Here is a 22,780-nt window from a genome sequence, read left to right on the forward strand (position 1 = left end):
AGGGGCCGTTAAGGCCCCCGTTAACCAATGTCGTTCTATTGGTTAATAAGGGCAATGCGTGAGCATTACACCTTATTACTCAGCTTCAACGAAACCGTCTTGCTCAGCTTGAACAGCGATGTCTTGGTTGCGACCTTCGCTAGCAGCAACGGCTACGGCTTTGGTGTAAAGCTGGATAGCACGGATCGCATCGTCGTTACCAGGAACGATGTAATCAACACCGTCTGGGTTAGAGTTGGTATCAACGATAGCAACAACTGGGATACCCAGGTTGTTAGCTTCTTTGATTGCGATGTGCTCGTGGTCAGCACCTACTACGAACAATACGTCTGGCAGGCCAGCCATGTTCTTGATACCGCCCAGTGACTTCTCAAGCTTGTCCATTTCACGAGTACGCATTAGCGCCTCTTTCTTGGTTAGCTTTTCGAAAGTACCGTCTTGAGCTTGTGCTTCTAGATCTTTTAGACGCTTGATTGACTGACGAACAGTTTTCCAGTTAGTCAGCATACCACCCAACCAACGGTGGTTTACGTAGAACTGGTCACAAGAAACAGCAGCTTCTTTGATAGCGTCTGAGGCAGCGCGCTTAGTACCAACAAACAGGACTTTACCTTTTTTGCTAGCTACGTTGCTGATCATGTCCAACGCTTCGTTGAACATAGGAACAGTGTGCTCAAGGTTGATGATGTGAACCTTGTTACGGGCACCGAAGATCCAAGGTTTCATCTTTGGATTCCAGTAGCGGGTTTGGTGACCGAAGTGTACGCCTGCTTTCAGCATGTCGCGCATTGATACGTTTGCCATGTTTAATTCCTTAGTGAATTGGGGTTAGGCCTCCACGTACCCCATTGGACCCGACCTTTTCAGGCACCCCGGGTAATGTGTCGATACGTGTGCGATTTAAGTTAAAGTTCTCTGCCACATACACATATATGTATAATGACCGCCAACAACTAATCTTAGTCCAGGATATCCTCGAGTAAGGTCCTCGACTGCAGACCAGAGTTAACGGCGCGCTTTATACCATATTTAGCGCTCGGGTACAAACACGAGCCATCATTTTTGGGCGCCAGCGAACACGGTTGAAACCAATTAGAGCGACGAGAAAAGGCACTATGAGTATTGTCATTAAGACCCCAGAACAAATTGAACAAATGCGCATTGCTGGCCGCATGGCCGCAGAAGTACTGGAAATGATTGAACCGCACGTTCAACCTGGGGTTTCCACCGGCGAGCTAGACCGCATTTGCCACAAGTACATCACCGAAGTGCAAAAAGCTTATCCGGCGCCATTGGAGTACCACGGTTTTCCCAAGTCGATTTGTACCTCGTACAACCATGTGATTTGTCACGGCATCCCGTCAGACGACCACATTTTAGAAAGCGGCGACATTCTTAACATCGACATTACTGTGGTGACCACCGCCGAACTTAAGTTTGATGACAACGGCAAGCCGATTCGTCCAACCGACGGTTACCACGGCGATACCTCAAAAATGTTCTTAGTAGGTGAAGTATCCGCTGAAGACAAGCGCCTATGCCGAATCACTCAAGAATCCTTGTACGCGGCGATGCGCAAAGTAAAACCTGGCGTGCCGCTGGGTGAGATTGGCAACACCATTCAGAAATACGTCAAGAAAGCGGGACGTTACTCCATCGTGAAAGATTTTTGTGGCCATGGCATTGGCAACGTATTCCATGAAGAGCCGCAAGTAGTGCACTATAAGAACGGCGATCGCACCAAGCTAAAAGAAGGCATGACCTTTACCATCGAGCCGATGATCAACGCCGGTCGTTTCCAAGCGGTAGTTGATGAGAGCGATGGTTGGACTGCGACCACAGTGGACGGCAAAAACTCGGCCCAGTGGGAGCACACCATTTTGGTCACCAAAGACGGTTGCGAAGTACTGACGCTGCGAAAAGACGAGACGATTCCGCGCCTAATGAAGAATTAATAGCGAAGAACTGATAGCGAAAAGCTGATAGCAACGTCAGATAGTTAACACCAATAGTGAAAAACGGATAATCCATGGCGGACGTAACCGAACTGGCACCGCTTAGCCCTGAGACCTGCAAAGCGGCGCTCAACGATGCTGCTTTGAAGGACTTAGACGCCTTTAAATCAGGGGCTGAATCGGGCCTTAGCATTGTCGATTTGGTGTACGCCCGCTCCCAGCGAATTGATGCCTTATTGGTCGGTCTGTGGCAACAGCTTGGGCTGGATAAAGCGCCTATCAGTTTGATTGCCGTGGGCGGCTATGGCCGCGGTGAGCTGCACCCTCACTCAGACATCGACTTGCTGCTATTGCTCGAGTCCGAGTTATCCGCTGAGCACAAGCAAGCCATTGGCGAGTTTGTGGCGTTTTTGTGGGACTGCAAATTGGATGTGGGCCACAGTGTTCGCACCCTGCCGCAAACCATTGAAGTCGCGCTAGAAGACATCACTATTGCCACCAACTTGCTGGAATCGCGCCTGCTGATTGGCTCTGATGAGCACTATTTGCATTTGCACGACGCGGTACGTCAGCCCGACTTTTGGCCCTCGGCTGAGTTCTTTTTGGCCAAGCGCGACGAGCAAGACGCTCGCCACCAACGCGCCTCGGCCTTTGACCTAGAACCCAATATTAAAACCTGCCCGGGCGGATTGCGCGATGTGCAAACCGTGGCTTGGGTGGCCATGCGTCACTTTGACGCTGCCAGCTTAGACGAGCTGGTCGAGTACGGTTTTTTGCGCCCGGAAGAGCTCACCGAACTTACCGAGTGTTTGCACTTTTTGTGGCGATTGCGCTTTGCCCTGCACATGATTGCCGGTCGTGCTGAGAACCGTCTGCTGTTTGACCTGCAGCGCCAAGTGGCCGAGACCATGGGCTACACCGACGGCACCACGCTCGCAGTTGAGCAAATGATGAAGCGCTACTATCGCAATGTGCGCCGCTTAATCGAACTCAACCAAATGCTGTTGCAGCTGTTTACTCGCGCAGCGCTTAATCAGCCGGAAACCGAGCCGACTAAAGTGGCACCTGGTTTTGTGCGTCGCGGCTCATTGTTAGAGTGCGATGACCCTAGCTTATTTGGTCAGCCCGAGCAGTTGCTAAAGCTGTTTTGGTACGTGGCCAAAGATTCCAACATTAAGGGGATTTACGCCCCTACTCTGCGCGCTCTGCGACACCATCGCCGTCACCAGCCAGTGCCGTTAGTGGAGCACCCAGAATGTCGCAAAGTATTCATGGAAATACTGCGTCATCCTCGCGGGATCGCCGGTCTGTCTCTAATGCACAAGCACAACATGCTATCGGCCTACCTGCCGCAGTGGAAAGAAATTGAAGGTCAGATGCAGTTTGACCTGTTCCACGCTTATACCGTGGACGAGCACACCCATCGCCTGCTGAAAAACATCGAGCGCTTTTCTAACCCAGACCATCAGGAAGAGTTCCCGCTAGGCTCTGTGCTGATTGACCAGCTACCCAAAAAAGGTTTGCTGGTACTCGCAGCGATTTTCCACGACATCGCCAAAGGTCGCGGTGGTGATCACAGTGAATTGGGCGCGGTGGATGCGTTAGAGTTTTGCCGACAGCACGGCTTAAACGAGCACGATGGCCGCACCGTCAGCTGGCTGGTAGAGAACCACTTGTTGATGTCGGTAGTAGCTCAACGCCGGGATATTAACGACCCGGATGTGATTAACGAGTTTGCCGACAAGGTGCGCGATGCGGTGCATTTAAGCTACCTGTATTGCCTGACCGTGGCGGATATTTGCGCCACCAACAACAAGCTTTGGAACAATTGGAAAGGCTCGTTGCTACGTGAGCTCTACTTCTCGACCCAACGGGTGCTATCGCGCGGTAAAGAGAAAACCATGGATGTGCGCGCTCGAGTGCGTGAGCATCAGGGTAAGGCGCGCCGCGAGCTGATGCGCTCGGGCTTTAGCGACAAAGACATCGACGCGCTTTGGGCGCGCTTCCCCGCCGATTACTTTATTGGTTACCAACCCAATCAGCTGGCCTGGCACGCTGAGTCGATTTTACGTCATAAGGACGACGGCCCGCTGGTAATGCTCAGCAAACACGCCACTCGCGGTGGTACAGAGCTGTTTGTCTACACCCCAGACAGAGCCAAATTGTTCGCCACTGTTATGGCAGTGTTAGACGCTAAGAACGTAAACGTGCACGATGCCTCAATTTTGAGCAGCAAAGATGGCTACGTGGTGGATAGCTTTGTCATTCTGGAACCTAACGGCGAGCAGGTGGTCAACCTAGCACGAATACAGAGTATTCGCCGCGCGTTGGAAAAGGCCTTGTCGAAGGACAGTCCGAAACTGCCAACCGCTCGTCGCATCTCGCGTCAAATGAAGCCCTTTAGGGTGGCCACTCAGGTGAGCTTTATTAAAAGCCACCGCCAGGCCACCAGCCTAATGGAGCTAATTGCGCTGGATAAACCCGGGTTGCTTGCCAAAGTCGGCGAAGCCTTTTATCGTTGCCAAATCTCTTTGCAGTCCGCCAAGATCACCACCATTGGCGAGCGTGCCGAGGATTTCTTTGTATTAAAGAACGCCGAGGGCACTGCCTTGAACGACGAGCAGCAACAACAACTCAAACAAACCCTAGTCGAGCTTCTGGCTCAACCGAATAATTAATCACGGAGACCTGCATGCAAGCCTTGCAACAACGTATCGAAGCGGCCTTTGAAGACCGCGCCAGCATCACCCCAGCCACTGCTAGCGAACAAGTTCGCGAAGACGTAAACCAAGCACTGGAACTGCTGGACAGCGGTAAGATGCGCGTAGCGGAAAAAATCGATGGCGAATGGCAGGTCAATCAGTGGCTGAAAAAAGCCGTATTGTTGTCTTTCCGCATCAATGACAACCAGGTTATCGACGGCGGCGAGTCGCGCTACTTCGACAAGGTACCTATGAAGTACGCCGACTACGACCAGGCGCGCTTTGAAGCCGAAGGCGTGCGCGTTGTGCCACCAGCGGCAGTTCGCAAAGGCAGCTTTATCGCACCAAATACGGTATTGATGCCATCCTACGTAAACCTTGGCGCTTACGTTGACTCGGGCACCATGGTAGACACTTGGGCCACCGTAGGCTCTTGTGCACAAATTGGTAAAAACGTTCACCTATCGGGCGGCGTGGGCATAGGTGGTGTACTTGAGCCGCTACAAGCCAATCCAACCATCATCGAAGACGACTGCTTTATTGGCGCGCGCTCTGAGGTTGTAGAAGGTGTGATTGTTGAGAAAGGCTCAGTGATTTCCATGGGCGTGTACATCGGCCAGTCCACCAAGATCTACGATCGCGAAACCGGTGAAGTGCACTACGGCCGCGTACCCGCAGGCTCTGTGGTCGTTGCTGGTAACCTGCCGTCGAAGTGTGGCAAGTACAGCTTGTATGCAGCGATTATCGTGAAGAAAGTCGACGAGAAAACCCGCTCGAAAGTGGGCATCAACGAGCTGTTGCGCGCGGCTGAGTAGCGGCGATTCGCGTCATTCCCAACTCGATTGGGAATCTAGCTAACCGCCAGTAACCCTGGCGGATTACCCGCGAGCTCCACGCTCGTCATAGCTGCGAGCTCCACGCTCGTCATTCTGCGAGCCCCGCGCTTGTCATTCCCAACTTGATTGGGAATCTAGCTAACCGCCAATGGCAAGTGGCTAGATTCCCTTTTTCAAGGGAATGACAAACGCAAAGGGAATGACTATGGAAAAGGAAACAACAAGAGCGCTAAAAAGCGCTCTTTCTCATGAATGAAATCATTTCAGGCAGCTAAAAACTAGGCCGCCGCTTTGGTCAAACTCTGCCACCAATCGATAGCATCTTGCTCAGGATCCATGGTCTCACAAGCATCGATTTTGAGCATTTCGCTAAAGGCTTCGCCTTGCAATTCTTCAAGCAGTGCTTGCCACTGGCGACCGGCACCACAATAGGTATCGCCATAGCTCGAATCACCCAAGGCAACCACCGCAAACTCAAGCCCACCAAGCAACGGAAAGCGTGTACGCAACTCGTCAAACAGCGGCATAATGTTATCTGGAATATCGCCCTCACCGGTCGTTGAGGTCACTAACACCAGGCGATCTTGGTCGGCTTTGAGGCCAGCGATATCATCAAAGTTTGGTTCTTCTATCAACCGGCACGGAATGTCTTGAGAACTTAATTCTGCCTCTAAGGCTTCGGCCACACTTTCAGCAGCACCGTAAACAGTTCCGTAGACGAGGGTAACCCGCTTCATGCTATACTCCCTTTCAACAACTTGTTGACCAACATAGCGAAAGCAAAGTCATTGGGCAACAAGCAAAACCCGCGAAAATTGAGTGGCTAGCATGCGTCAAACCCGTCGTAAACGACTGCACAAACACCATCAACGCTTGGTGCGTTATCGCCGTCAAACCTACTTCAAACAGTTACACTACATGCTACCCGCAGAAGGCAAAGAAGCGGAGCCCGTGAGCTCGGTCCAACCGGCATCAAAGCCGTAATCCTGCGTCGACCAACCAAATCGTTCGAATAAAGTTAGCCACTCGGCCTCTAGCTCGGTCTCGACCACCATCTTCTCGCCTGTGACTGGATGTACGAACGCCAGACGCTTTGCGATCAGCATTAAGCGCTGACACTCCAGATGATCCCTAAACACTCGGTTCTGCCGTCCATCGCCATGACTGGTGTCGCCAATGATCGGATGAAACAAATGCTTCATATGGCGGCGAAGTTGGTGCTTGCGGCCAGTCAGTGGGCGCATCTGCACCAAAGAAAAGCGGCTGGTGTCGTAGCGACCGCATGGAATTGGTAATTCGACGGTCTGCAGTGGCTTATACCAGGTCACCGCCTCTTGCGCAGGCTTGTCTGGGTCGGCATGCACATCAGCAATCGCATCGAGCTCTTCTTTGAGTGGGTAGTCGAGCTCTTCGGTCTCGGTCACATAGCCGCGACAAATGGCCAGATAGTCCTTTTCAATGGTGTGCGCCTGAAACTGCAGATTGAGCTGATGGGCAATCTCGCTGGATTTGGCAAACAGCAACACGCCAGAGGTAGGACGGTCGAGTCGGTGCACTGGATACACGTGGGTTCCAACCATATCGCGCACTAGCTGCATCGCGAACCAGCGCTCTTTGCGCGCCAGGTAAGTTCGGTGAACCAGCAAGCCCGCCGGCTTGTGAATCGCAATCAGGTACTCGTCTTCGTATAAAGCCTGTAATTCCACTTAGCTCGCCCCGTTTACTAGCTCATCAAAGCTTTTTAGCAAAGACACCAGCGCATCGGTGTCAAAGCGCTCGCGATACACCACCTCGGCCATCGCGGCCAATCCAGATTTGTGCGGTGGAATTTGTCCGCTTGTCACCATTTGAGTCATGCGAGGCAGAAACACAAACTGCAGCCACTGCTCAAAAGCCAGAGTGTCGACGCAAAACGGCTGCTGGCTGGAGAGTGCTTGCTCGCTGGGCAGTTGCTCAGACCACAAGGACAAAGACTTGAGTTGAGATTCGATGTCGATCAAAATTTCGGCAGCGCGCACGGTGTTCATGACCACTCCAAGGCAAAAAACGGCGCAACATCATATCATCCTAAAGCGCAACTCCCTATAATGGCGCCTGATTTTATCAAGTGATCCTATCAGTGATGGAGCAAATCAATACCTTAGGCGATTTCCTGCAAGCCAGCGGCAGTCAGTACCAAGTTTTTGACCTGGGACGCCGCATTGTGCCAATCGATCATGTCGCTTTTCAGCAAATCGAAGCTTTGTCTTCGCCATACCCCTACCCGCTACAAGGCCATGCCTTTTTGGGGATAGTGTTCTGGAAGAGTGCCGACAGCCATTTTGTCTGGTTTTTAAAGTTACCCCTCGATGAGCGCGGCTTAATTCAACCGGCGGCGCGCACTCAGTTTATGCAGCAAGTGCTTGAAGGCTTGGGGCAAGACCCAACTCAGCCTTTGAGCCAAGAGCAGCAGCAAGAGTTGGCAAGCAATATATTGGTGTTTACCCCATCGCAGAACAAGCTAGCCACCTTCAACGCCAAGGTGAAGCAGACCTTAGGTCAAAGCGCTTCGGCGCAATACGAGTTGGCCTATCAGTACCTGTCGGGGCAAATGCCTTCTGAACATTGGCAACAGCTTGGTCTTCAAGGTATCGCCGACTTCGTCGCCCGTTTAGACGAACTTGATCACGCCGAGGTTTTGCTGCGTGCGTTGGCTAAGTTGCCTGAGCCGGTGTTACAGCCTGTGTTATCCTGTCTTGAGAACCAAAAACTCAACGACGACTTGGCTGGCGCGATTGCGGCGCATGTGATGGATTCGTTGAATAATGACGTGGCGCCAGAGCGTTTGCACTCTTGGTTGCGCGGTTTGGCTGGACATCCTGGCAAAGCGCAAATGGTTTGCGAAGCCTTGTTGGCGCATCCAAAGCTGGACGTTAACAGCTTGGCCATTATCGCCGCTCGCCATTGGCCGCAATTCGAGCGTCCAGAGTTTGCCTTGCAGTATCTAGAGGCGGCGGCACTTCAAGAGTTTGAGGTATTTGCGCAACTGTTTGCTGACTTGGTGGCGATTCCTAGCGTGCGAGTCAATTTGCTGGCTCAGCTACGCAATCCAGAGCGCAGCGAAGCGCTTGGCAGTGCTATCGGTCAATTGTTTAAAGGGACTATTGGTTAAAGGGACTGGGGGTTAACACAGCTCTTGGTTGAAGGGAGTCTTAGCTAGACTGACTTCCTAGCTAAAAAGTACTCTTGTTTATAGTGACAAGTGTTTTAAGAGATGATGCAGTCATGACAGATTTACTACTGATTTTAGGTTTAATTGGCATCGCCGCGCTATTTTGGCAGTTACGCCAAATGGCCGAGCAAGCCAAGCAGTTTGCCACTCGTGAGTGCGCTCGTCAGAACGTGCAGTTGCTAAGCGTGGCTCAGTCCAACGCGCGCCCAGCTTTTGGCGGTACTAGCGGGATTGGCTGGAAAGCCGACTATCAGTTTGAGTTTTCCACCGACGGCATCAATCAATTCGTTGGCAGCATCGCCATGCACGGCTTGCGCATCACCAAAATCAACTGGCCGATTTTCCCTGAGCCTGAGTGGCACGAAGCCCCGACGGCCCGTGGCAAGATTGGTGGTTGTGGACCTAAGTGCGGCACTAGCGGCGGACGTTGCCGCTAGCCAACCCCGTCATTTCCGCCCCTAATTCCGTCATTCCCGCGAAAGCGGGAATCTAGCCAACCGCTATTCGCCAATAGGTAGATTCCCAATCAAGTTGGGAATGACGCCAAATCCCAAAAAGAAAAAGGAGCGACCCGAAGGCCGCTCCTTGTATCTTAGTTCGCTAATGCTAAGTTTAGCTTCCTACTAATATGGTGCTTCCGTGCGCCATCCTTGCTTTTTTGCGTCCTGCGTCTTCCATGCTCAACGTCTTGTTGGTTCCATGTATTTTTACTACCGTCCTTGATCCGGTAACTCCTTGTACCGAGCCGTGGCTGCCATATCCATGACACATCTTCCGTGAACGCCTTTCCTAACTCCTTGTAGCGATCTTCCTAATCGCTTCGTTGATTTGGTTTATCGATAGAGAATCCTTCTCTTCCTTGATAACCCCAAACCTGCTTCCTGCATTGTCCATGCAATCCATTACTTATCCATCGGACATACATAGATTAACTGATCTGGCAAGAAGTAAAGAGCGGCACAACAGTTTTTTAACTTTAGATTAACCTAATTATCGCTGGTAAAACTCGAAACCCAATAACTACGGGCATCACAGCGCGATTTAATGATTTATTGTTCGCAAGCCTAATTCTCGTGTAATCCAAATTTGTAATCCGCGGATTACAAATTTTAGAGTAATTACTCTAAATATTGGGCTGTTTCAGAAAAAAAACCAATCCAAAATGGGTATAAAAATACTAATTTAGAGGTAGATTTTAGGCGGGAATTCGCAAGCGTCCAGTGATGGCTTGAAAAAACATGACCCAATCGCCACAAAAACTGTAAAAGGGATAGCTAAAGGTCGCAGGTTTGTTCTTCTCAAACAGCGCGTGCCCCGCCCAAGCCGGCCCATAACCACACAACAACGGCACCCAGATATAACCCAGCCCACCAACCAAAATGACCCAGGCCAAGCTCAGCAAAGCCAGCGTCGAGCCAACATAATGCAAAGCACGACAGCGAACATCCTTATGCTCACTCAAGTAATAAGGGTAAAACTCCCAAAAGCTATCAAACTTAGCCATCACCAAAACCTCCGTTTTACCCACAACTTACCAACAGGGGACTGTCCCCTACCCAATTTTTCGGCTGTTTTATCCACAATTTTTGCGAAATATGGGTCAATTATCGCTCAAATTATCCACAAGGAAGTTAACTGCCGGCGCTAATTAACAGCTGTCCTTGCATGTCTGGAAGGTCCACTTGCTTGTGCAAACTAAAGCCCATGGACTTAAAGAAGGCCTGCTGATGTTCATCTGGCGCAAATACCACAAGGCCGGTTGGCTTTTCCTGCTCAGAGCGCCATTGCTCTACCACCTCTAACAGTGCTCGACCAATGCCTTGTCGCTGTCGGTGTTTGGCCACTGCCACAAACTGCAGCATGGCCTGCTCACCTTCGGGCAACCATCCGCGAATGACCTGCTCTTTCTCTATGAGCGCCTGCGTGCTATTCCAGCCTGCCACTAGCATCATCTTCAAACGCCAGTGCCAATATCTTTGGTCACCCAATGGAAACTTGTTTAACGCCAGTCCTGCCATAGCCACTAGCTTGTCTTGCTCGAACAAGCCAATTAACGGTTGCTCTTCGGTCCAAAGCTCGCTGAGCTCTTCGCGAATGGCACTGCGAAGACGCTTTTCAAAGACGCTTTGATCTTCATCGCCCAAGGCTTGCTTGTAACCGGGATCGTCTTGATAGGCGCTAAACAATAGCGAGGCGGCGACTCGAAAGTCTTCTGGAGTCAGGTAGGCAGCGCGGTAGCTGGCGTCGAGAGCAGCTTGGCTCATTGGCAAATCCTTGTTCGGCAGGCAATGAGACCAAGCTATCAAAAATTAACTGAATTGCAACAAAGCTTATAGGCTTTGTACCGCCGATTCGCCCCAGCCAATCAAACTACCGTCAACCAAAACCAGCGGGGTGCACTCGTCCTTGGTGGTGCGACCGTCTGATTTGACATGTTGAGTGCGGTAGTACCAAAGCTGAACTAACTTGCCATCTTTTTGAAAAGCTTCGTTTAAGTCAGAAAAACCCATCACGTTCTGAACCTGGTCTTTGTCCATCCCAATCGTCAGACCATTCAGGTTCTTACGGTTTTCCAGTTGGGTTTTCTCCCAATCAGAGTTGTGCTCGCGATACTTATCGGAACCCACGTGAACCGAACAACCGGACAAAGTCGCTACCAGAAGCGCCGCTGGCGCCAACATTACCCATTTTGACATTTCTACTCCCTAGAGATTTCAGTATGATTATAAGTCCGCGGCGATCGTGTTGCCGCGTCGCTCGTCTAAAAGGGGATGACAAGCATTGCCCTGAATTTGCAAAGCTAGTGCCAACATCGCAACCCGCTGTTTTTATTAGGCTTTAGGTTTATACTTGTCAGCTCTAGTTGTGGAATTTACCAGATACTAGCCAAATCACTCAATAATGAACGAAATTGAACAGGTCATCGCTGCCGCCACTCGCCTCGAAGCTGAGGGCCGAAAAATCTCAACCGCCACGGTAAAAAGTAGCCTCACCACCAAGGTGAGCCTGCCTGCCATGATTGAAGGAATAAAACGCTTTCAAGGCGGCGCGCGCTTAGACGTCGCTCAAATCGACAAAGTCCCGACCAAAAAAACAAAAGCTGCGAGTGATGTGGCTCAGCTCAAGGCTGAAATCAAAAGCTTACAGAAGGAAGTCGCTGAATTGCGCACCCGACTGGATGCGCTAGAAAAGGGTTAGCGGCCAAATAAGGAGCGCGCCATTCGCTTAAAACGGGCGAACAGGCCCTGATGCTCTGGCATATCGTCAATCTCTGGGGCGCTCGCTGGTGCGACTCGAGGCCGAATCGTCTCAAACAGCTCAGCGATGCTAGTGGCGATCTGCTTTTCGGGCTCTTGCCCAGGCTGCTCTAGCCAGACACTGCCGTCATCACTTTTTACCGTAATCATCCAATCGCCGTCATCCAGCACACCGATAAACAGCGTCTCTTGCTGCTTGAGCTTACGCTTCATCAGCACGTGGCCCACTAGATTTTTCTGTAGAAAATCAAAATCTTCTTGGTTATAGCACTGAAGCAACTCACCCTCGCCAAACTCAGAAGAGAATTTAACCGGTGGACAGAAGTAACGGCCGTAATACCAATGCATATCCGCAGCGAATTGAGTTTCTAAGGCTTGCTCAATCGCATTAAGGTCATCTTGGGGCTCACGCAGCACAGGCTTCCAGCCAACAAACCCATCTCTCGCCTGACCCTTTTGGCAGGGGCTCGACTCAGCACCAAAGTAAAATTGAGGCAGTTCATCGAGAGAGTCTTTGTAGCGCTCAACGTAGGCGTTAAGCCAGTTATCCATGGATTCAGTTGTCAGTTCACCGGCCATCGGTAAGTTTCCGCAAGGTTTTGATCTATAATGGCGCCAAGTTTACACCGTTTAGCGCGCCAAATGACACACAAACCGACCACACCTAAGTCCTACCAACAGGCCGAAGCCCTAAGCGACCTAACCTTAGGTCAAAGCACAGAATACAAAAGTGAGTACGACGCGAGTCTGCTGCAAGGCGTACCTCGCAGCTTAAACCGCGACGCCATCGAACTTAGTGGCGAGTTGCCATTTAGCGGCAGCGATCTGTGGACCGGTTTTGAACTGTCCTGGCTGAATAGCAAAGGCAAACCTGTCGTCGCGATTTTAGAAGCACAAGTGCCCTGCACTAGCCCAAACCTAGTAGAGTCGAAGTCCTTCAAGCTGTATCTCAACAGTTTTAACCAGACTCGTTTTGACAGCACTGAGGCAGTAGCCAACATTTTGAGCCAAGACCTAAGTGCCTGCGCCGGTGGCGACGTCCTAGTCAACGTAACTCCCGCCAGAGAGTTTCCTAAGCAGGTCGTGACCGAGCTATCGGGCGACAACATCGATGAGCAAGACATCAGCATCGATAACTACGAGTTCAACCCCGACTGGCTTAAAGACGCTGCAGACACCTCGAACCTGGTGGAAGAAACCCTCAACTCCGACCTACTCAAATCCAATTGTCTGATCACCAGTCAGCCCGACTGGGGCTCGGTGCAGATTCGCTATAAAGGCCCGAAGATCGACCGCGAAGCTCTGCTGCGCTACCTGATCAGCTTTCGTCAGCACAACGAATTTCACGAGCAATGCGTCGAACGAATTTTCATGGACCTAATGCGCTACTGCCACTGCGAACAACTCAGCGTATACGCCCGTTACACTCGCCGAGGCGGACTAGATATTAATCCGTTTCGCTCCAATTTCGAGCCAACCCCAAAAAATATTCGCCTCGCCCGCCAGTAGTTACCAACAGGGGACTGTCCCCTCCCCCAAAATCCAGTGCCGTTACCCACAGGAAATCGTACCGAATCCCGCAAAATCGAATACTTACCCACAGGGGACTGTCCCCTATGGGTAGAAGCATAAATACTGTCCACAGGGAGACTTTCATTCCTTTGGGGGATATGGGCAGATTATTTTTTGAGCGACACCTTGAAATAACTTAGTAGTTCAGTGGGTCTTTATTGCAGACGATAACTTTTGCCGGAGTGCCCCATGAACATCAAGACTCTTCTAACCGCGACCTTATTTAGTGCTGTAGCGAGCACCTCTGTTTTTGCTGGTGAACTTAAATTGCCCGAGTACATCGATGCCCTAGAGCTCAATGGACAAGACATTGCCGCTTTTCAAGACGTGATTCCTCTCGGTGAGGGGCGCCAGGTTCTAACCCTGCAATACAAGCAGTTGCATTACACCGGCACCGATAGCCACGATTTTATCCTATCAACCCCGTTTTACTTGGTGGTGGACAATCAGGGTGACCCAATCGAGCTTGTTACCGACAAAATAGTGTCAGTTCAAGAAGCTATGAGATTCTCGAGCGCTCCAAAAGCCATGATCAAGTCCAATGGTCGCCTGCAGCCAGCTAACATCAAAACTCGCGACGAACTACTCGCACAGTTAGCCCTGCAAACCGATTTCTAAATGAATTGCTAATGCTCAGAGTTCCTGCGTTGGGGCCAAGTTTCGCTAAGTGACTTGGCTCCTTTTTTATTCGCAGCCTTGCGCGTAATTGCCGCCCTGGCCATCTAGCTGCTCCATTCTATTCACCCACGGTACCAGCAATAGCCCCACGTATACCCTGTGCATGAAACACCTCAACCACCCCAAAACCCACGCCCCACAAGCCCTAGACACACACTTAACCACACAAAACCCATGGTCACTATTTGAGCGCAAGCGATATACTTAACAGATGCGAGTCACTATAATGGCCGCCTTTAACCATCTGCTAACGCTTTGAGGTCTATTTCCGCCCATGTTTAAGCCAGAATTATTGTCGCCTGCGGGTACCATCAAAAACATGCGATACGCCTTCGCTTACGGCGCCGATGCCGTTTATGCCGGCCAACCGCGCTACAGTCTGCGCGTGCGCAACAACGACTTTAATCTGCAAAACTTGGATGCCGGTATCAAGGAAGCTCACGAGCTGGGCAAGAAGCTGTACGTGGTGAGCAACATTGCGCCGCACAACAGCAAGCTAAAAACCTACCTCAAAGATATGGACCCTGTGGTTCAAATGAATCCAGATGCCATTATTATGTCCGACCCCGGTCTTATCATGATGATGCGCGAAGCCTACCCTGACCAAGAAATTCACCTGTCGGTACAGGCCAATGCGATTAACTGGGCCTCAGTAAAGTTCTGGGAAACCCAAGGCATTAAGCGCGTGATTCTCAGTCGCGAACTGTCACTAGATGAAATCGAAGAGATTCGTCAGCGCTGCCCAGACATCGAACTAGAAGTGTTCGTACACGGCGCACTATGCATGGCCTACTCTGGCCGTTGTTTGCTATCGGGTTACATCAACAAGCGCGACCCGAACCAAGGTACTTGCACCAACGCCTGTCGTTGGAAATACGGTGTGCACGAAGCGCAAGAGAACGAATCCGGCGATGTCGTTGCAATTCAGCCAGCTGATAGCCCAGAGCCAACCCTAGGCGAAGGCGGCACCACAGATAACATCTACTTGCTGCAAGAGGGCAACCGCCCAGGCGAGTACATGCCAGCGTTCGAAGACGAGCACGGCACCTACATCATGAATTCAAAAGACCTGCGCGCAATCCAGCACGTAGAGCGCCTGACCAAGATTGGCGTAGACAGCTTGAAAATCGAAGGCCGCACTAAGTCCTTCTATTACGTAGCTCGTACCGCGCAAATCTATCGTCAGGCGATCGAAGATGCAGCAGCGGGTCGCGAGTTCGACCCAAGCTTGATGTTCCGCCTAGAAAACCTAGCAAGCCGCGGTTACACCGAAGGCTTCTTGCGTCGTCACACCCACGATGAGTATCAAAACTACGAGTACGGCTACTCTATCTCAGATAAGCAGCAGTTTGTGGGAGAGCTAACCGGTGAGCGCAACGAGCAAGGCTGGGCCAAGATCATTGTGAAGAACAAATTCAGCCTAGGTGATAGCGTTGAATTGATGACGCCACAAGGCAATGAAATGCTAACCGTTGAGCAGTTGGTCAATCAAAAGGGCGAAGCCGTTGAAGCAGGTTTAGGCTCTGGCCACACGGTTTATATGCCGTTGAGTGAAGAGCTAGACCTGAGTAAAGCGATTTTGATGCGCAACTTGGGTGAAGCGGAGACGACACGAAATCCGCATGCTAAACAGGGTTAACCCCAGCATAGATACTAAGAAGGACGCTTAAAAGCGTCCTTTTTTAGTACCAACACGTTCTAATAGCTGCTTTTTCCGCTAACTACCAAACGCACAGTTTGCATGATGACTTTGAAATAAAGCTTAGGGCAAATACTCTCAACCCAAACCCTATCCAATCGAATGATGTCATCCATCGGCAAGTCACTGCGACCACTGACCTGAGCTAGACCGGTAATACCAGGCAAAGCGTCTAGACGTCGGTGCCAATCCATTGGAAAGTTGTCGTACTCTTCTGGAACGAAAGGACGCGGTCCAACAATCGACATATCGCCCTTAATAACGTTCCAAAGTTGCGGTAACTCATCCAAACTGGTCTTGCGAATGAAGTTCCCAAAAGGCGTGATTCTTGGGTCGTCTTTCAGCTTAATGGTATAGCTGTTGACCAACTCCCCTTGTTCACACTCTTTAAGAGGCCGGTTCACCATGCTTCTAAACTTATACAAAGTGAACAAGTTGCCATCTTTACCCATGCGTTGTTGAGTAAAAATCACCGGACGTCCCATGGTTTTTGCAACCACGAAGGCTACGACCAGCATGACTGGACTAAATACGACAATAGCTATTAAGGCTATTACCAGATCCAGTAGTCGAATTATGAGGCGAGACATTTCTCTTGTACTCCTTTCGCCAAACTTAGTGCTTCTATCCCTGCATATCCGCACACTTTTGGTACACGATTCTCAAGAATCGACTCCGCAAAATCTGAGAGCTCTGCGAAAAGGGGCTCAACATTCGGCACCCAAACTCTTTCAACCAGAGCTTCGTGTTTAAAGCGCACATTGTCTTTATCTGAAATGTACTTGCCAACGTGGTGGCGAGTAATTTCAATTTCTTTACGCAAAAAATCGACTCGTATAAAGCTATCGACGCAAGAGATAGTCATCATTCTATGTTTAGTCTGACTAATCTTGCTCGCCGTAATTTGCGCGATTGCTCCAGATTGTCCCCGCAATAATGCGGTTACGTAATCCGAAGTGTGTCCTCTAAATGCATTACCGGCAGCACCAGTTACTGCAACTTTGCCACCTAGCATTTGATTGACCACATCCAGGTCGTGAATCATCAGATCCAGTACTACATCAACGTCGTTTGCTCTCGATAGGTTAAAGCTCAAACGATTAACATTCACCGACAACAAAGTCTCTGACTCAAGAATCTTCATCAATTCCGGGAACACGGGGTTGTAACGCTCTACGTGGCCCACAGCCAAGGTCAATTCTTTTTCACGAGCCGTTTGATACAGTTTAGTCGCTTCTTCCACATCTACAGCAATAGGTTTTTCGATCAGGCAGTGAACCCCTTTTTCCAAAGCGGCCATTCCCATTTCAAAGTGAGTAGAAGTAGGAGAAGCAATAATGACTGCATCGACAGCATCAAGCATAGTAGCGTAATCGCTAAAGTACTGGCAACGATGAAGGCGTGCGATCTCACGTCCAGCAACTTCATTAGGGTCGAATACACCAACACACTGAGTCATAGGGTGACTGGTGGCAACACGCACATGGTTTTTACCCATAGCGCCAACGCCTACGATACCAACCCTGACTTCCTTGTTTGCTTTGTTCATGAGCGCGCCTCCTTTTGCTGAACGCAGAACTCCTTGACTCGTTCACACACTGTCAGAACCTCTTGTTCTGTCAATCCTGGATGAACGGGCAAAGACAACACAACTTTTGCCTTAGACGATGCTACTTCAAGTGAGTCATACTCGCAACGGTCTTTGTAAACAGGTTGATCATGCATACTAAACGGATAAACGACAGCGCTGCCAATTCCATGTTCCTTCAAGAAGGCTTGAAACGCGGTTCTATCGATATTTTTCAAAGCGATAGTGAATTGATGGAACACGTGCTTGTAGCCTTCAGGAACGAATGGCAATTGAATTTCAGCAACACCTGAAAGTTCTTCAGCATAAATACCAGCATTTCTAATTCGCAAGTCGTTAAACCCATCAAGGCGTTTTAGCTGCTGCAGGCCAATGGCTGCGGCAATGTTAGTCATGCGGTAGTTAAAGCCCAGTACGTCGTGACGATACTGGTCGACGCGGCCGTGATTCGCGATCTTGCGCCCAAGATCTGCTTTGCTGGCGTCATTAAACAAGGTCATGCCACCTTCGCCAGTGGTCATATTTTTGGTCGGGTAGAAACTAAAACAAGCGGCATCGCCAAATGAGCCCGCTTTTTTGCCGTTGATTAAAGCGCCATGGCTTTGGGCACAATCTTCGATTACCGCGAGGTTATAGCGTTTGGCAATCGCCATAATGGCTTCCATGTCGCAAGCGAGCCCGAATAAATGGACGACCAACAGAGCTTTCATCTCTGGGGTGTAGTGAGTCTCTAAGTATGCTTCCAGCTTTACTGGATCCATCAAGTAAGTGTCTTCATCAATATCTATGAAAACTGGTGTTGCGCGGTTAAAGAGAATCGAATTAGATGAAGCAATAAAAGTAAACGGAGTCGTCAGAACCTTGTCGCCTTCACCGATATCCAGTGCCGACAGCGCAATATGCAGTGCCGTGGTGCCGTTGCAGCTTGCTACTCCCGCAGCAGTACCAATGTAATCGCTAAAGGCTTGCTCAAATTCGGTAACAACTGCGCCACTAGCCAACATTCCAGACTTCATGACATTGACTACTGCGTCGATTTCTTCCTGACCTACAAAGGGCTTTGCCATACCAATCATAATTTACTTCTCACTTCTAGTTTCTAATTCGGCTTTTCGGGTGTTAGCGCAACTGTATGTTGCCAGCTTGCAATTGAAGCTCTTCACCATCTTGGGGGTTTATAAATACTGCTACCCCGTCTTTAGCAGATTGAATATGCGTTAGGCTCACGCGCTCACCAGTGCGGTAAACATACCCAGCGATTCGAGCAGGATTTCCCATTACCAGTGCGTGATCTGGGACATCTTTGGTAACCGTAGAACCAGCAGCAACCATGGCATAGCGACCAATGGTGTTCCCGCAGACAACCGTACAGTTCGCTCCGAGCGACGCTCCGTGCTTAACCAAGGTTTCTGTAACTTTCCATTCAGGGTTAACTGCTCGCGGAGTCATGTCGTTGGTAAATACAGCGCACGGTCCGACAAAGACATCATCCTCAATCGTGACCCCGTTGTAGACAGACACATTGTTCTGAACCTTTACGCGATTCCCGATCTTTACACCAAAATCGATGTAAACATTTTTCGACAAAATACAGTCGTCACCAATGACCACATCCTCACGGATTTGAGTAAGGTTCCAAACTTTACTGCCTGCCCCAATTGAGGCTTTTGGAGATACTTCTGCGGTTGCATGGGCAAAAAACGTATTTTCCATGGATATACTCTCCTAAATCTTTGCTGTTGCGGGTGCAAATAAGTGCACCAATTGGCTTAAAACTTTGTTCGAATCGTAGCGCGCTTCAACGGTCGCTCTGGCGGCATGTGCCATCGCTTGTCGGCGCTTTTGCGATAAAGACATAAACTCACGGCATGCTAAGTACAAGGACTCCTCATCGGAACAAAGGTAGCCATTGTCATCACTGATATATTCCGCAAATGCAGGAATATCAGACAAAATTGGAACAACACCGCAAGCCATAGACTCAAGCGGCATCAGCCCTAAACTCTCGCTCTCAGAGGGGTAAACTAAGGCATCTAGTGTTTGAAGCCACTTCACTAATTGCGCTTGATTCTTGGTATCGGAAAAAGTGACCTTGCCGTCAACACCGAGCGCCTTTGCTTGTTCTTTTAACTGCTGTTTGACGCTGCCGTCACCGACTATATCTAGCTGTAAATCCGGGTACACTTGTTGCAGCTTTGCAAATGATGAAATCACCCAATCAACTCGTTTTAGAGCCTCAAGACGACCGGCATAACCAAGCCTAGAAACCGTAGGTTTGATCTTCGTAGCTGGAGCATCAAACAACGAAAGATCGACCCCACCCGACGGATAGACCAAGGTGTTGTTTGCACCGAATGACTGCTCCACCATTTCACGATAATTTTTTGAGGGCACGACAACCGTGTCCGATGACAGTATCAGCCGTTTAGAGAAAAACGTTTTAATGCGGAAAAACAGCTTAGAGTGCGCGCTGTGCAGCTTGACGTCGCCACCGTGAACATGGGTAATGATTTCAAAATTCTTGAATAACCGAGCTATCAAAACCGGAATAGCGCAATGTGATGCGTAATGGATGTACACCCGTTGGTACCCGCCAAACATCAGCGCGACAACCACGCGCCAGTAAAAGGCTACATACCCCAACAGCTTGCCTAGCTTGCTGTCACCTTTGGCAATGTATACTTGCTGATCTAGGCCAATACCGCTATCTCGTAGTTGATCGGCGATGCGCTTGACAAAAATGCCTCTTAACGGGTTAGTCGCGCTGGGGAACATGTTGGACACCAACAAGTTGTCGACAGACTTAGACTCGGTCATGACACCTCCTTGCTAGCGCTATTCGATTTCAAGCGCAGTACCAAGTATCCACACATACCCGCCATCAGTGCTACCTGAGGACTGCCCATCACGTGACCAGCCAATAAGCCATGGGCAATCACCAACCCAAAGCCTACCCAGAGCACCAAAAACTCAAGCTTAGAAGTGTTTCTATAGAATTGGTATAAACTTCGCCAAATCAAAACATACACAGCCAAAATCACTACTAAGCTGATCAAACCTAGACAGCCCCACAAATCGTAAATATCGCTCTCAATCGCGCGCCGGGACGGCGCCATGAAGTCGTTGACATAGTGCCTAAAGAACTCGTTTCCTACTAGGTGATAAAAATCCCCACCTACCCCAAATAAGTGCTGAAAACCGTGAAACTGTGAGAGAACCTGCTTTCCAAACACAATCAAAAAGTCCCGAGGCCCTTTCGCGTCAAGCAACGACTTAAAGCCTTCAAGCTGAAAAGCCAGGGCTTCCAGGTTCTCGCCGATTAGTTTTGCACTCAGTACTAAAACCACGGGGACGCAGGACAACAAAGCTAACTTAACGGGAATCACTACCGCTCTAGAGGGACGGCTAAACCAGACAAATACGATTAGCCCCGCGAGCAATAAAGTGAAAATAAACGAGGTTTTAGTCCCGAGTAAGGCCAGTACTAGCAAGCCACAAAGCATAGGCCAGTAGTACAGAGATTTGCGATAGCGAATCAAACCAAACGCCGAAAACACAGACGACAAGAATACGGTTAGACCAATATCGTTTCCTGAGAAAAAGAACGACTTGGTACCAAAGGCATAGTCTCCGTAGGTCGCAAAACCTATCCCCGTTACAAATGAAAATACGAATAACGGAGCACACATCACAGCGTAAAAGCTCGCGTAGCGAACAATCCTTTCTAGCGGTACATCAGACAAGCAGAGCAGCAAATTCAGAATAATAAGGAAATAAAAACTCTTAAGGTAAATGCCTACACCTTCCGCAACACCGGAGGGATTAAATACACTCCAAACCGCTGCGCTAGCAAGCAACAGCAGCATCATCGCGAACATCGCTAACCAGCGTTTTTGGTCAGCGGGAAACATCACAAAAACGCCCAATGAATAGGCGACTACCAGTAGTCGAAACCCCAAACTGATTGGCAATTCAACGCCGAAATATACCAACATACCGTAAAGGGCATCCGCTAAAGGAATTCCCAAAAACAGTAATCTCAGTAGTAAAGTTTGGTTATACAGGCTTGCCATAAGGCCTCGCGACGAGAATGAGCCCGTTGACGAATGCAGATATGGTTGTGGCCATCGCCAAACCAGTCATGCCGTATTCGTCTACCAATAAAATATCTAAACCTAAATTAACGAACGCACCTACCACCCCGGCTATCAATGGGGTTCGAAAATCTTTCATCGCATAGCGCACGCGACTCGCCATAAGCACAAACGCATGCCCTGTCAGGCCCAACATGTAGATCATCAAGACCTGAGAAGTGGCTTGTACGTCTTGCTGAGTAAACTGACCATAGCCAAAAACAAGTTCGATAATGAACTCAGCAGCAAAAATCGTAAAAATCGAAATGGCTACGCTACTGCCCAAAACCACACCATAGGTCTTTCTCTTCAGTCTATGGAAAGCCTCAGGGTTGTCCTGCAAAGCAATTAACTTTGGAAATAACACAGTTGTGATTGCGAAGATGACCGTATACAAGGGCAACAACATGATCTTCTGCGCGTAATTCATCGTCGCAACAGCGCCCTCAGCCAACTGAGAGGCAAAATAACGGTCTACGAGCACATCGATATAAACCACCGAATAGCTTACCGCCGCCATCAAGGTGCTGCGATAGATGGCTTTTTGCTCTTCACTCAACAGGCTCTGAAACGAACGTCTGTTAATCGCGAAATGGCTAGGGTTCGATACCACCCAAAACTGCAAAAAGTAGCCGACGAGCGCACCCAAGGCTAACCCGTAAACACCGAGCCAGTGATACAAAACAACGATGCCGGTGATAGCCCCTAGATTCGGCATCAAATCCGAAATACTGGCTCGAGCAAACCGTTGCTCCAAGTGCAGTATTCCGCGCCCAAGAAATGACAACGACGCTAACGCCATACCGATGGAAGAAAGCTGCACAAAGGCTATTGCGACTTCGCGCCCTTGCTCATTGATACCTGGAGCCATTAGAGCAACTAAAGGCTCAGCAAAGCACAAAAAGAATGCGCCGGTAAAAATAGCCAATAACAGCAAAGGAGTACTGCAGTTACGGATAGCCTGAAGATTACTTGGCTCTTTAATGTGCACAATTGCCGCGTTAGCGTAGGCAGTGCCAAACACAGAAGCGTACAAAGTCAGAGGAATAATACCCACCAAAATACCATCGGCGATCCCACTGGTACCGAAGTAGTAAGCGGTAGACACTTCTCGGCCAAAGCCAAGCAAGTGCCCTACCATAGCTAGTA

Annotated in this window: 24 protein-coding genes; 9 read left to right on the forward strand and 15 right to left on the reverse strand. The window is 49.8% G+C overall.

Annotated elements, in window-relative coordinates; all coding sequences use genetic code 11:
- Positions 1-75 precede the first annotated feature (75 nt).
- A complete protein-coding gene (rpsB, locus tag CLC93_RS00820; RefSeq protein WP_095504041.1) occupies positions 76-804 on the reverse strand; it encodes a 30S ribosomal protein S2 in 729 nt (242 codons plus the stop codon).
- Positions 805-1,091: 287 nt separating this feature from the next.
- Between rpsB and map the strand changes: the two genes are divergently transcribed.
- The 3 genes from map (at position 1,092) to dapD (ending at position 5,472) form a co-directional block, all read left to right on the forward strand.
- On the forward strand, positions 1,092-1,955 hold the full coding sequence (gene map, locus CLC93_RS00825; RefSeq protein WP_281254651.1) for a type I methionyl aminopeptidase: 864 nt from the start codon (positions 1,092-1,094) through the stop codon (positions 1,953-1,955).
- Positions 1,956-2,029: 74 nt separating this feature from the next.
- On the forward strand, positions 2,030-4,633 hold the full coding sequence (glnD, locus tag CLC93_RS00830; RefSeq protein WP_095504043.1) for a bifunctional uridylyltransferase/uridylyl-removing protein GlnD: 2,604 nt from the start codon (positions 2,030-2,032) through the stop codon (positions 4,631-4,633).
- Positions 4,634-4,647: 14 nt separating this feature from the next.
- On the forward strand, positions 4,648-5,472 hold the full coding sequence (gene dapD, locus CLC93_RS00835; protein WP_095504044.1) for a 2,3,4,5-tetrahydropyridine-2,6-dicarboxylate N-succinyltransferase: 825 nt from the start codon (positions 4,648-4,650) through the stop codon (positions 5,470-5,472).
- Positions 5,473-5,771: 299 nt separating this feature from the next.
- Here the strand turns inward: dapD and CLC93_RS00840 are convergent, their stop codons facing one another.
- The 3 genes from CLC93_RS00840 to CLC93_RS00850 all read right to left on the reverse strand — a co-directional run bounded on the left by CLC93_RS00840 (position 5,772) and on the right by CLC93_RS00850 (position 7,520).
- Positions 5,772-6,230, reverse strand: coding sequence for a flavodoxin (locus tag CLC93_RS00840; RefSeq protein ID WP_095504045.1), 459 nt, complete (start codon positions 6,228-6,230; stop codon positions 5,772-5,774).
- 177 nt (positions 6,231-6,407) lie between these two features.
- On the reverse strand, positions 6,408-7,199 hold the full coding sequence (gene truC, locus CLC93_RS00845; RefSeq protein WP_095504046.1) for a tRNA pseudouridine(65) synthase TruC: 792 nt from the start codon (positions 7,197-7,199) through the stop codon (positions 6,408-6,410).
- Positions 7,200-7,520 (reverse strand): YqcC family protein, encoded by a 321-nt coding sequence (locus tag CLC93_RS00850; RefSeq protein ID WP_095504047.1) that lies wholly within the window; start codon positions 7,518-7,520, stop codon positions 7,200-7,202.
- Positions 7,521-7,615: 95 nt separating this feature from the next.
- On the opposite strand from CLC93_RS00850, the gene CLC93_RS00855 reads away from it, so the two are divergent.
- Together CLC93_RS00855 and CLC93_RS00860 are read left to right on the forward strand one after the other, a co-directional pair.
- Positions 7,616-8,644: a DUF3549 family protein gene (locus CLC93_RS00855; protein WP_095504048.1), complete on the forward strand. Its 1,029-nt coding sequence runs from the start codon at positions 7,616-7,618 to the stop codon at positions 8,642-8,644.
- A 113-nt stretch (positions 8,645-8,757) separates the two neighbouring features.
- Positions 8,758-9,141, forward strand: a complete 384-nt coding sequence (locus CLC93_RS00860; RefSeq protein WP_095504049.1) for a DUF3301 domain-containing protein — start codon at positions 8,758-8,760, stop codon at positions 9,139-9,141.
- Between the two features lie 758 nt (positions 9,142-9,899).
- Here the strand turns inward: CLC93_RS00860 and CLC93_RS00865 are convergent.
- The 3 genes from CLC93_RS00865 to CLC93_RS00875 form a co-directional block, all read right to left on the reverse strand.
- Positions 9,900-10,208, reverse strand: a complete 309-nt coding sequence (locus CLC93_RS00865) for an Mpo1-like protein (protein WP_095504050.1) — start codon at positions 10,206-10,208, stop codon at positions 9,900-9,902.
- A 127-nt stretch (positions 10,209-10,335) separates the two neighbouring features.
- Positions 10,336-10,968 (reverse strand): GNAT family N-acetyltransferase, encoded by a 633-nt coding sequence (locus tag CLC93_RS00870; protein WP_095504051.1) that lies wholly within the window; start codon positions 10,966-10,968, stop codon positions 10,336-10,338.
- A 66-nt stretch (positions 10,969-11,034) separates the two neighbouring features.
- On the reverse strand, positions 11,035-11,400 hold the full coding sequence (locus CLC93_RS00875) for a DUF3192 domain-containing protein (RefSeq protein ID WP_095504052.1): 366 nt from the start codon (positions 11,398-11,400) through the stop codon (positions 11,035-11,037).
- Between the two features lie 205 nt (positions 11,401-11,605).
- Between CLC93_RS00875 and CLC93_RS00880 the strand changes: the two genes are divergently transcribed.
- Positions 11,606-11,902: a hypothetical protein gene (locus CLC93_RS00880; protein ID WP_095504053.1), complete on the forward strand. Its 297-nt coding sequence runs from the start codon at positions 11,606-11,608 to the stop codon at positions 11,900-11,902.
- Here the strand turns inward: CLC93_RS00880 and syd are convergent.
- Positions 11,899-12,540, reverse strand: coding sequence for a SecY-interacting protein (gene syd, locus CLC93_RS00885; protein WP_095504054.1), 642 nt, complete (start codon positions 12,538-12,540; stop codon positions 11,899-11,901). The two genes, CLC93_RS00880 and syd, sit on opposite strands and share 4 nt — an antisense overlap.
- 63 nt (positions 12,541-12,603) lie before the next feature.
- Here syd and queF point away from each other — a divergent pair, with 63 nt between their 5' ends.
- The 3 genes from queF (at position 12,604) to trhP (ending at position 15,850) form a co-directional block, all read left to right on the forward strand.
- Positions 12,604-13,470, forward strand: coding sequence for an NADPH-dependent 7-cyano-7-deazaguanine reductase QueF (gene queF / locus CLC93_RS00890; RefSeq protein WP_095504055.1), 867 nt, complete (start codon positions 12,604-12,606; stop codon positions 13,468-13,470).
- A gap of 252 nt (positions 13,471-13,722) precedes the next feature.
- Positions 13,723-14,151 carry a DUF2057 family protein gene (locus CLC93_RS00895; RefSeq protein ID WP_095504056.1) on the forward strand — a complete coding sequence of 143 codons (429 nt, stop codon included), beginning with the start codon at positions 13,723-13,725 and terminating at the stop codon, positions 14,149-14,151.
- A gap of 334 nt (positions 14,152-14,485) precedes the next feature.
- Positions 14,486-15,850, forward strand: a complete 1,365-nt coding sequence (gene trhP, locus CLC93_RS00900) for a prephenate-dependent tRNA uridine(34) hydroxylase TrhP (RefSeq protein WP_095504057.1) — start codon at positions 14,486-14,488, stop codon at positions 15,848-15,850.
- Positions 15,851-15,909: 59 nt separating this feature from the next.
- On the opposite strand, the gene CLC93_RS00905 is transcribed toward trhP, so the two are convergent.
- The 7 genes from CLC93_RS00905 to CLC93_RS00935 are packed head-to-tail and all read right to left on the reverse strand — an operon-like array spanning position 15,910 to position 22,772.
- Complete coding sequence (locus CLC93_RS00905) at positions 15,910-16,500, reverse strand: sugar transferase (RefSeq protein ID WP_095504058.1); 591 nt, start codon at positions 16,498-16,500, stop codon at positions 15,910-15,912.
- Positions 16,485-17,459 carry a Gfo/Idh/MocA family protein gene (locus tag CLC93_RS00910; RefSeq protein WP_095504059.1) on the reverse strand — a complete coding sequence of 325 codons (975 nt, stop codon included), beginning with the start codon at positions 17,457-17,459 and terminating at the stop codon, positions 16,485-16,487. The genes CLC93_RS00905 and CLC93_RS00910 overlap by 16 nt, the downstream gene beginning before the upstream one ends.
- Positions 17,456-18,574: a DegT/DnrJ/EryC1/StrS family aminotransferase gene (locus tag CLC93_RS00915; protein WP_095504060.1), complete on the reverse strand. Its 1,119-nt coding sequence runs from the start codon at positions 18,572-18,574 to the stop codon at positions 17,456-17,458. Before CLC93_RS00915 ends, CLC93_RS00910 begins: the two co-directional genes overlap by 4 nt.
- 43 nt (positions 18,575-18,617) lie before the next feature.
- Positions 18,618-19,211 carry an acyltransferase gene (locus tag CLC93_RS00920; protein WP_095504061.1) on the reverse strand — a complete coding sequence of 198 codons (594 nt, stop codon included), beginning with the start codon at positions 19,209-19,211 and terminating at the stop codon, positions 18,618-18,620.
- A 12-nt stretch (positions 19,212-19,223) separates the two neighbouring features.
- Positions 19,224-20,315 carry a glycosyltransferase gene (locus CLC93_RS00925; RefSeq protein ID WP_095504062.1) on the reverse strand — a complete coding sequence of 364 codons (1,092 nt, stop codon included), beginning with the start codon at positions 20,313-20,315 and terminating at the stop codon, positions 19,224-19,226.
- On the reverse strand, positions 20,312-21,571 hold the full coding sequence (locus tag CLC93_RS00930) for an O-antigen ligase family protein (protein WP_095504063.1): 1,260 nt from the start codon (positions 21,569-21,571) through the stop codon (positions 20,312-20,314). Before CLC93_RS00930 ends, CLC93_RS00925 begins: the two co-directional genes overlap by 4 nt.
- A complete protein-coding gene (locus CLC93_RS00935; protein WP_095504064.1) occupies positions 21,555-22,772 on the reverse strand; it encodes a lipid II flippase MurJ in 1,218 nt (405 codons plus the stop codon). The genes CLC93_RS00930 and CLC93_RS00935 overlap by 17 nt, the downstream gene beginning before the upstream one ends.
- Positions 22,773-22,780: the final 8 nt, after the last annotated feature.

It is taken from the genome of Paraferrimonas sedimenticola, assembly GCF_002282855.1.
Lineage (GTDB): Bacteria > Pseudomonadota > Gammaproteobacteria > Enterobacterales > Shewanellaceae > Paraferrimonas > Paraferrimonas sedimenticola.

Excerpts from the sequence above, each read along its gene's own strand:
- CLC93_RS00910 (WP_095504059.1), bottom strand. The coding sequence starts at position 17,459 with ATGAACAAAGCAAACAAGGAAGTCAGGGTTGGTATCGTAGGCGTTGGC.
- dapD (WP_095504044.1), top strand. The coding sequence starts at position 4,648 with ATGCAAGCCTTGCAACAACGTATCGAAGCGGCCTTTGAAGACCGCGCC.
- glnD (WP_095504043.1), top strand. The coding sequence starts at position 2,030 with ATGGCGGACGTAACCGAACTGGCACCGCTTAGCCCTGAGACCTGCAAA.
- CLC93_RS00935 (WP_095504064.1), bottom strand. The coding sequence starts at position 22,772 with ATGGTAGGGCACTTGCTTGGCTTTGGCCGAGAAGTGTCTACCGCTTAC.
- CLC93_RS00915 (WP_095504060.1), bottom strand. The coding sequence starts at position 18,574 with ATGATTGGTATGGCAAAGCCCTTTGTAGGTCAGGAAGAAATCGACGCA.
- CLC93_RS00860 (WP_095504049.1), top strand. The coding sequence starts at position 8,758 with ATGACAGATTTACTACTGATTTTAGGTTTAATTGGCATCGCCGCGCTA.
- CLC93_RS00855 (WP_095504048.1), top strand. The coding sequence starts at position 7,616 with ATGGAGCAAATCAATACCTTAGGCGATTTCCTGCAAGCCAGCGGCAGT.
- CLC93_RS00930 (WP_095504063.1), bottom strand. The coding sequence starts at position 21,571 with ATGGCAAGCCTGTATAACCAAACTTTACTACTGAGATTACTGTTTTTG.
- CLC93_RS00895 (WP_095504056.1), top strand. The coding sequence starts at position 13,723 with ATGAACATCAAGACTCTTCTAACCGCGACCTTATTTAGTGCTGTAGCG.
- CLC93_RS00925 (WP_095504062.1), bottom strand. The coding sequence starts at position 20,315 with ATGACCGAGTCTAAGTCTGTCGACAACTTGTTGGTGTCCAACATGTTC.
- CLC93_RS00905 (WP_095504058.1), bottom strand. The coding sequence starts at position 16,500 with ATGTCTCGCCTCATAATTCGACTACTGGATCTGGTAATAGCCTTAATA.
- CLC93_RS00875 (WP_095504052.1), bottom strand. The coding sequence starts at position 11,400 with ATGTCAAAATGGGTAATGTTGGCGCCAGCGGCGCTTCTGGTAGCGACT.
- CLC93_RS00840 (WP_095504045.1), bottom strand. The coding sequence starts at position 6,230 with ATGAAGCGGGTTACCCTCGTCTACGGAACTGTTTACGGTGCTGCTGAA.
- queF (WP_095504055.1), top strand. The coding sequence starts at position 12,604 with ATGACACACAAACCGACCACACCTAAGTCCTACCAACAGGCCGAAGCC.
- CLC93_RS00850 (WP_095504047.1), bottom strand. The coding sequence starts at position 7,520 with ATGAACACCGTGCGCGCTGCCGAAATTTTGATCGACATCGAATCTCAA.
- trhP (WP_095504057.1), top strand. The coding sequence starts at position 14,486 with ATGTTTAAGCCAGAATTATTGTCGCCTGCGGGTACCATCAAAAACATG.
- CLC93_RS00870 (WP_095504051.1), bottom strand. The coding sequence starts at position 10,968 with ATGAGCCAAGCTGCTCTCGACGCCAGCTACCGCGCTGCCTACCTGACT.
- CLC93_RS00920 (WP_095504061.1), bottom strand. The coding sequence starts at position 19,211 with ATGGAAAATACGTTTTTTGCCCATGCAACCGCAGAAGTATCTCCAAAA.
- CLC93_RS00880 (WP_095504053.1), top strand. The coding sequence starts at position 11,606 with ATGAACGAAATTGAACAGGTCATCGCTGCCGCCACTCGCCTCGAAGCT.
- CLC93_RS00865 (WP_095504050.1), bottom strand. The coding sequence starts at position 10,208 with ATGGCTAAGTTTGATAGCTTTTGGGAGTTTTACCCTTATTACTTGAGT.
- syd (WP_095504054.1), bottom strand. The coding sequence starts at position 12,540 with ATGGCCGGTGAACTGACAACTGAATCCATGGATAACTGGCTTAACGCC.
- rpsB (WP_095504041.1), bottom strand. The coding sequence starts at position 804 with ATGGCAAACGTATCAATGCGCGACATGCTGAAAGCAGGCGTACACTTC.